General features: G+C 73.2%; 8 protein-coding genes and 1 pseudogene. 8 read left to right on the top strand and 1 reads right to left on the bottom strand.

The features are described from left to right. The 6 genes and pseudogenes from ACJOT3_RS29975 to ACJOT3_RS29950 form a co-directional block, all read left to right on the top strand. Positions 1-545 (top strand): annotated as a pseudogene (locus ACJOT3_RS29975) (2-oxoacid:acceptor oxidoreductase subunit alpha); the annotation flags it as partial. Beyond that, positions 538-1,647 carry a 2-oxoacid:ferredoxin oxidoreductase subunit beta gene (locus tag ACJOT3_RS29970; RefSeq protein ID WP_406976495.1) on the top strand — a complete coding sequence of 370 codons (1,110 nt, stop codon included), beginning with the start codon at positions 538-540 and terminating at the stop codon, positions 1,645-1,647. The pseudogene ACJOT3_RS29975 and the gene ACJOT3_RS29970, both read left to right, overlap by 8 nt. Before the next feature lie 382 nt (positions 1,648-2,029). Beyond that, on the top strand, positions 2,030-2,692 hold the full coding sequence (locus tag ACJOT3_RS29965; protein WP_406976494.1) for an NAD(P)H-binding protein: 663 nt from the start codon (positions 2,030-2,032) through the stop codon (positions 2,690-2,692). A 176-nt stretch (positions 2,693-2,868) separates the two neighbouring features. After that, on the top strand, positions 2,869-3,393 hold the full coding sequence (locus tag ACJOT3_RS29960; RefSeq protein ID WP_406976493.1) for a hypothetical protein: 525 nt from the start codon (positions 2,869-2,871) through the stop codon (positions 3,391-3,393). A gap of 352 nt (positions 3,394-3,745) precedes the next feature. Then, positions 3,746-3,955 (top strand): hypothetical protein, encoded by a 210-nt coding sequence (locus ACJOT3_RS29955; RefSeq protein WP_406976492.1) that lies wholly within the window; start codon positions 3,746-3,748, stop codon positions 3,953-3,955. Between the two features lie 92 nt (positions 3,956-4,047). Then, positions 4,048-4,260, top strand: a complete 213-nt coding sequence (locus tag ACJOT3_RS29950) for a hypothetical protein (RefSeq protein WP_406976491.1) — start codon at positions 4,048-4,050, stop codon at positions 4,258-4,260. Positions 4,261-4,661: 401 nt separating this feature from the next. On the opposite strand, the gene ACJOT3_RS29945 is transcribed toward ACJOT3_RS29950, so the two are convergent. Next, positions 4,662-5,198, bottom strand: a complete 537-nt coding sequence (locus tag ACJOT3_RS29945; protein ID WP_406976496.1) for a GNAT family N-acetyltransferase — start codon at positions 5,196-5,198, stop codon at positions 4,662-4,664. 158 nt (positions 5,199-5,356) lie between these two features. Between ACJOT3_RS29945 and ACJOT3_RS29940 the strand changes: the two genes are divergently transcribed. Continuing rightward, on the top strand, positions 5,357-6,271 hold the full coding sequence (locus tag ACJOT3_RS29940; protein WP_406976490.1) for an RNA polymerase sigma-70 factor: 915 nt from the start codon (positions 5,357-5,359) through the stop codon (positions 6,269-6,271). Positions 6,272-6,276: 5 nt separating this feature from the next. Next, positions 6,277-7,428 (top strand): FAD-dependent oxidoreductase, encoded by a 1,152-nt coding sequence (locus ACJOT3_RS29935; RefSeq protein WP_406976489.1) that lies wholly within the window; start codon positions 6,277-6,279, stop codon positions 7,426-7,428. The last annotated feature ends 79 nt before the right edge of the window (positions 7,429-7,507 follow it).

The following is a 7,507-nucleotide window of genomic DNA, read 5'->3' as shown; positions in this document are numbered from 1 at the left end:
ACGGGGCGTTCCTGCCGTACCTGCGCGACGAGGACACCCTGGCCCGGCCGTGGGCGGTGCCGGGCACCGCCGGGCTGGAGCACCGGATCGGCGGCATCGAGAAGCACGCCGAGTCCGGGGACATCTCCTACACCCCCGCCAACCACGACCTGATGGTGCGCACCCGGCAGGCCAAGGTGGACGCCATCGCCCGGGACATCCCCGAACTGGAGGTGGACGACCCGGGCGGCGAGGCGCGGGTGCTGGTCCTGGGCTGGGGCGGCACCTACGGGTCGATCACCGCGGGGGTGCGCCGGGTCCGGCGCACCGGGCGGCGGGTGGCGCAGGCGCACCTGCGCCACCTCAACCCGTTCCCGGCGAACCTGGGCGAGGTGCTGGCCCGCTACGACCGGGTGGTGGTGCCGGAGATCAACCTGGGCCAGCTGGCCCTGCTGCTGCGCGGCCGGTTCCTGGTCGACGTCATCGGTTACAACAAGGTCCGCGGCCTGCCGTTCAAGGCGGAGGAGCTGGCGGGAGCGCTTCAGGAGGTCATCGACCGTGACTGAGCACGCAACGGGGCACGGCACCGGGCACGTTCACGGGAACGGCCCCGGCGACGGCCATGGGGACGGCGGCTTCGCGGGGCTCCGGCTGGTGCCCAAGACCGACACCGCCTACAAGATGAAGGACTTCAAGTCCGACCAGGAGGTGCGCTGGTGCCCGGGGTGCGGGGACTACGCGATCCTCGCCGCGTTCCAGTCGTTCCTGCCCCAGCTGGGGGTGCCGCGCGAGAACATCGTGATCGTGTCGGGGATCGGCTGCTCCTCCCGGTTCCCGTACTACCTGAGCACCTACGGGGTCCACTCGATCCACGGCCGCGCCCCGGCGGTCGCCACCGGCCTGGCCACCAGCCGCCCCGACCTGTCGGTGTGGGTGATCACCGGTGACGGCGACGGGCTGTCGATCGGCGGCAACCACCTGATCCACGCGCTGCGCCGCAACGTGAACATCAACGTGCTGCTGTTCAACAACCGGATCTACGGGCTGACCAAGGGGCAGTACTCGCCCACCTCCGAGGCGGGCAAGATCACCAAGTCGTCGCCGGTGGGGTCGCTGGACCACCCGTTCAACCCGGTGTCGCTGGCGCTGGGCGCGGAGGCGACGTTCGTGGCGCGGTCGGTCGACTCCGACCGCAAGCACCTGACGTCGGTGCTGCGGGCGGCGGCCGAGCACCCGGGGGCGTCGTTCGTGGAGGTGTACCAGAACTGCCCGATCTTCAACGACGACGCGTTCGAGCCGTTGAAGGACCCGGGGGCCAGGGACGCCCGGCTGCTGCGGCTGGAGCACGGCGAGCCGCTGCTGCTGGGCGACGGCCGGGGCGTGGTCGCCGGGGAGTACGGCGGCCTGGAGGTGGTGGACGCGGCGTCGGCGGGTGAGGACCGGCTGATCCGCCACGACGCGCACCGGGAGGACCCGGGGTACGCGTTCGCGCTGTCGCGGCTGGACCGCCCGGCGTTCGAGCACGTGCCGATCGGGGTGTTCCGGGACGTGCGCCGCCCCACCTACGACGACCTGGTCAACGAGCAGATCGCCGACGCCCGCGCCGAGCGCGGGGACGGGGAGCTGTCGGACCTGCTCGCGGGAGGGGACACCTGGACCGTCGAGTGACCGGCACCTGAGCCCGGCCCGCGGCCGGTGCGCCCGGCCGAACGCGACCTGCGGCAGGTCCCGGCCCGTCCCCGCCTCCCGGCGGGGGCGGGCCGTCCGTGTCCCCGGCCGGGCGCGGCCGGACCCCGCCGCGCGGGGCACTCCGGCCGATGCCGCCCGGCGTTCCCTGGCGGGGCGGGTGGACCGGCCCGAGCGGAGACACGGCCAGGCGCATTCCCCGGCGTGCGGAACACCCCGGGCGGCGGTGTCCGGCGTTCCCTGGCGGGGCGGGTGGACCGACACCGCGCGGGGATACGGCCAGGCGCATTCCCCGGCGGAGGTGTGGCGCACGACCGGGCGGCGGGAGCACCGTGGCGGCGGGGCCCGGGTTTAGGGTGCCGGTATGCGTATCGTCATCGCCGGGGGACACGGGAAGATCGCGCTGCGGCTGGCCAGGTTGCTGGCCGCGCGCGGGGACGAGCCCGTCGCCCTCATCCGCAATCCCGACCACTCGCAGGACGTCGTCGACGCGGGCGCCGAGCCCGTGCTGATCGACCTGGAGAAGGCCACCGTCACCGAGCTGACGGAGAAGGTCATGAACGCCGACGCCGTGGTGTTCGCCGCCGGCGCCGGGCCGGGCAGCGGGGCCGCCCGCAAGGAGACCGTCGACCACAAGGCCTCGGTGCTGACCGCCGACGCCGCCTCGCTGGCCGGGGTGCGCCGCCTGATCCAGGTCTCCGCCATCGGCGTGGACAACCCGCTGCCGCCCGACAGCGACGAGGTGTGGGCCGCCTACGTGGAGGCCAAGCGGGCGGCCGACGACGACCTGCGCGAACGCACCCTGGAGCTGGACTGGACGATCCTGCGCCCGGGGCGCCTCACGGACGGGCCCGGCACCGGCCGGGTGGCCCTGGGCGAGGACTCCGACCTCGACTCGGTGACCCGGGACGACGTGGCCGCCGTGATCGTCGCCCTGTTGGACGAACCGGGGACGGTCGGGAGGGTTCTCAGTCTTCTGAACGGTGAGACGCCCGTCGTCGAGGCCGTCCGCGCCGCCGCCCGCTGAACGCCGGGGCGGCCGCTCAGAGCGGCCGCTTCGGCACTTCTGTGGCCAGATGGTCCCATAGAAGGCATGATGGGTGGCGGAACCCGGCGGAGTCCCGCCACGGTTGGACGCGGATGACCGGGTAGCAGCCCGACGGGTACTGACGGCTCCAACAGAGCAGATGGGTACGGTTATTCATGAGCGTCACACAGGTCGTGAGGGACAGCACGGTCGTCGAGCACGCCAAGGTGGCTGCGCAGCAGAAGCGCCGGATGTTCATCATCCAGCTGGAGATCAACGCGTACGACGAGGCTTCCAGCAAGCTGCGCCCGGGCCTGACCCGCATTCTGGAGGGGATCGAGGAGGCCGGCTGGCGGCTGGACCTGATCACCCCGGGTGAGGACGGCGAGAAGGACAAGCCGACCCGTATGTTCATCTTCCGGCCGGACCCGGATGCCAAGTCGAAGGACGCCGCGCAGCAGCAGGAGGCGCAGCAGCCGGAGCCGTCCGGCCAGCAGCAGGCCTACCCGCAGCACACCGGTGCCCAGCAGCAGGACCCGTACGCGGGTTACGGACAGCAGCCGGGTTACGGTCAGCAGCAGCAGTACCCGGGATATGACCAGCAGCAGTACCCGGGCTACGGGCAGCAGCCGGGGTACGGCCAGCAGCAGCCCGGCTACGGGCAGCAGTACCCGGGGTACGGCCAGCAGCAGGGCTGGTGACCCCGGCCCCTCGGTGAGGGGTCTGCGAAGGGGGCCCGTGCGGTGGACCGCACGGGCCCCCTTCGTGTGCGCGGTGGCGGGGCGCGGGGCCGGCGGGGGTGCGGGGGCAGGTGGGACCGGTGGGCCGGTGGGGCACGTAGGGGGCGGGTGAGGGCGGGCGGAGCTCTCGGTTCTGTAACGCGGGCGGGGGAGCGGGCTTCTGACATGTCCTTCATGTCGGATAAGAACCCGAGAAAAGCTCGAAGAAACTCTGGATTCTTCCCGTGAAGTACTCCGGGCATGCGAATGACTACGCTAAGTTATTTCCGGCGGCTACAGCCACCCCGTTATGAGCTTCCGAAAGGTATGCACGATGACCCGCATCGCCAAGATCTCCGGCCTCGTCCTGGCCACCGGCCTCGCCTTCGGCGCGATGACCGGCACCGCCGCGGCCGACAACAACGCCAACGTCCAGAACATCACCATCCCGGTGTGCGTGGACGTTCTCCAGGCCGCGGGCGTCAGCGCCGACGGCTGCAACGTCGTCAGCTGGGACTCCACCTCCGGCATCGTCGCCGGCTAGTGGGCCCCGGCAGCCCTCGCGGCGGCCGCCCCGGGACGGCACCGTCCCACCGAACACGACCTTCACACCCGTAACCGAAAAGGACCCGCATCATGAAGCGCTTCGCCTCCATCTCCGGCCTCGTTCTCGCCACCGGCCTCGCCTTCGGCGCGATGACCGCCCCCGCCGCGGCGGACAACAACGCCGACATCCAGAACATCACCGTGCCGATCTGCGCCGACGTCATCAGCTTCTCCCTGATCAGCTTCGACGGCTGCAACGTGATCTCCAACGAGTCCACCTCGGGCATCGTGGCCCTGGACTAGTCACGGTCCTGCGGCCGGGGGCGGGGACGATCGGCACACCCCGCCCTCGTGCGAACAGATTCACCGCTTGAACACCGGCGCGGTCCGGCCTGCACCCGGCCCGCGCCGTTCGTGTGCCCGGACCCGCGGCCACCGGCCGTACTCCCGGGCACCGCGTCCGCGCGCGGCCCGGCGTCGAACCGCTTCACCCCCGTTGTCGAAGCGCTTCGCCCTCACTGTCGAAACGCTTCACTCGCGCTGTCGAAGCGCTTCACCTGCGGCATCGAAGCGCTTCACCCCGGGCACACCCCGCCGGCCGTTCCGGTCAGGCGCCGGAAGGCACCGGCGAGACCCAGGACTCCGCATCCGTGCGCGGCCCGGCGTGCGCCTCGGCGTCGAAGCGCTTCGCCCCACCGATCCGCTCAGGAACCGCAAACGGTGAGCGAGACCCCGGACTCCGCGTCCGTGCGCAGCCGGGCGTGCGTGCCGGTGTCGAAGCGCTCGTCCCCGTAGTGCAGCTTCTGCCGCTCGATCCCCTCCGGCCGGAAACCCGCCCGCCGCGCCACCAGGCAGGAGGCCGGGTTGTTGAGCCGGTGCCCCAGTTCCAGCCGGAACAGGTCGGTCTCCGCGAAGGCGTACCCGGCGGCCAGCCGGGCCGCCGCCGTGGCCGCCCCGCGCCCGCGGGCGTCGGCGTGCACCCAGTAGGACACCCAGCCCAGGTCGTGGGCGCGGCTGGTCACCGACACCTGCACGTGCCCCAGCGCCGCACCGGACCCGTCCGTGACGGCGAACCCGAACGCGTCGCCCGCCTCGGCCGCCGCCCGCCGCCGGTCGATCCAGGCCAGCGCCTCCGCCGTGGTGGCGGGGACCTCCGGGGCCTGCCAGGCCAGCTCGGGTTCGGCGAAGGCCGACAGCAGGCGTTCGGCGTCGCCCGGCTCCCAGGGCCGCAATCGGTACATCCGCTCCACCCCTCGTTCCACCCCTCGTTCCACCCCTCGTTCCGTTCCGGGTCCCCGCGGGGCCGTCCCCGCGGGGGCGACCCCTCGGGTACGGACCCCACGGAATCATCCTCCCGGCAGGTGTCACATCCCGGGGTGCGTGGTACGTCTTCTGTGTCATGACGACCGATACCTCCGACGCCGCCGGTGTCTTCGAAGCCCACCGTTCCGTGCTGACCGGGGTCGCCTACCGGATCCTGGGCACCGCCTCCGACGCCGAGGACGTGGTCCAGGAGGCGTGGCCGCGCTGGGCCGGCGCCGACCGCGCCAAGGTCGAGGACCCGCGCGCCTACCTCGTCACCATCGTCTCGCGGCTGGCCATCGACCGGCTGCGCAGCGCCCGCGCCCGCCGGGAGTCCTACGTGGGCGAGTGGCTGCCCGAACCCGTGAGCGACCTGCCCGGCGGCGCCGACCGGGCCGAGCTCGCCGACACCGTGGAGTTCGCGCTGCTGGTCGTGCTGGAGACGCTCAGCCCGCTGGAGCGCGCGGTGTTCGTGCTCCGCGAGGCCTTCCAGATGCCGTACGCGGAGATCGCCGAGATCATCGGGCGCAGCGAGGCCGCAACCCGGCAGCTGTCCCGGCGGGCCCGCGACCACGTGCGCGAACGCCGCCCCCGGTTCGAGGCGGACCGGTCGGCGCGGCGGCGCATCACCGAACGCTTCCTCCAGGCGTGCATGGAGGGCGACCTGGAGGGGCTCAAGGGCATGCTCGCCGACGACGCCACCCTGGTCGGGGACGGCGGCGGCAAGGCGCGGGCGCCGCTGCGGGTGCTGCTGGGCTCGGACAAGGTCGGCCGCTTCCTGCTGGCGATGCCGAACAGCTTCGACAAGTTCCTGGCGTCGGTCGGGGTGGAGCCCGAGGACATCCGGGTGGAGGTCGACGAGGTCAACGGGTCCCCGGCCGTGCTCGGCATCGCCGCGGGCCGGGTGATCACCGCGATCGTCCTGGACGTGGACGGCGACCGGGTCCGGAACGTGTACGTGGTGGCCAACCCCGACAAGATGTCACGCCTGCGGCTGCCCGATCCGTCCTAGGGGGTATGGAACTCACCGTTGTGGGCGGTGGCCTCGCCGGTCTGACCGCGGCCATCGCCGGTGCCGAGAGCGGCGCCACCGTGACCCTGTACGAAGCCCACTCCACCCCGGGCGGTCGGGCCCGGGCGACCGATCCGCCGTACGTGGCCAACGAGGGGCCGCACGTGCTGTACGGGGACGGGTTCACCGCGCTGTGGCTGCGCGACCGGGGCCTGATCCCGCCCCACCACCGGTTCCCGCTGTCGGCGGTCTCCCAGGTGAGGATGCGCGAGGACGGCAGGATCCGGTCGGCGCTGTCCCCCGCGCTGCTGGGCGCGGCGGTGCGCCGGCGGCTGCGCGCCCCGCACGACCGCGACTTCGGGTCCTGGGCGCGCGAGCACCTGGGCGAGAGGTCGGCGCGGGTGGCCGCGAACTACATGGGGGTGGCGCTGTTCGACCACGACCCGTCGCGGCTGTCGGCGGAGTTCGTGTGGGAGAGGTTCCTGCGGGTGCTGTCGCCGCGGCGGCCGGCGCCGCTGTACATCGTCGGCGGGTGGACCGCGCTGATCGACCGGATGGCCCGGCGGGCCCGGGAGATGGGTGTGCGGATCGAGACGGGGTCGCGGGTGGACGCGCTGCCCGGGGACCGGCCGGTGATCGTGGCGACCTCCCTGGCGTCGGCCCGCGCGCTGCTGGGCGACCCGTCGCTGGAGTGGGAGAGCGGGCACGCGCTGCTGGTGGACCTGGGGCTGCGCCGGGGGCGGGACCCGTTCGCGGTGTTCGACGCCGACGAGTGCGGGTTCATCGAGCGGTACACGCGGGTGGACCGCACGCTCGCCCCGGAGGGCGAGGAGCTGGTGCAGGCGCAGATCCCGGTGCGGCCCGGGGAGTCGCGGGCGGCGGTGACCGACCGGCTGGAGCGGTTCCTGGACCTGGCGCTGCCGGACTGGCGCGGCCGGGTGACCTGGCGCCGCGACCAGGTCGCCAAGGGGCGCACCGGGGCGCTGGACCTGCCGGGGACCACCTGGCGGGACCGTCCGGCGATCGACCGGGGCGAGGGCGTGTACCTGGCGGGCGACGCGGTGGCCGCGCCGGGCCTGCTCGGCGAGGTGTCCGCGGCCAGCGCGGTCCGCGCCGCGGCGGCGGCCACCTCCACCCCGGCCCGCCGCCCGGTCTAGGGCCTGTTCTGGGTTTTGATCACGGTTCGGGCACTCGCCCCCCGGGCGAGGGCCCGAACCGGTAAACCAGACCCATGGC

It is taken from the genome of Nocardiopsis protaetiae, from assembly GCF_045446735.1.
GTDB lineage: Bacteria > Actinomycetota > Actinomycetes > Streptosporangiales > Streptosporangiaceae > Nocardiopsis > Nocardiopsis protaetiae.
This window is presented reverse-complemented; position numbering and strand designations above follow the sequence as displayed.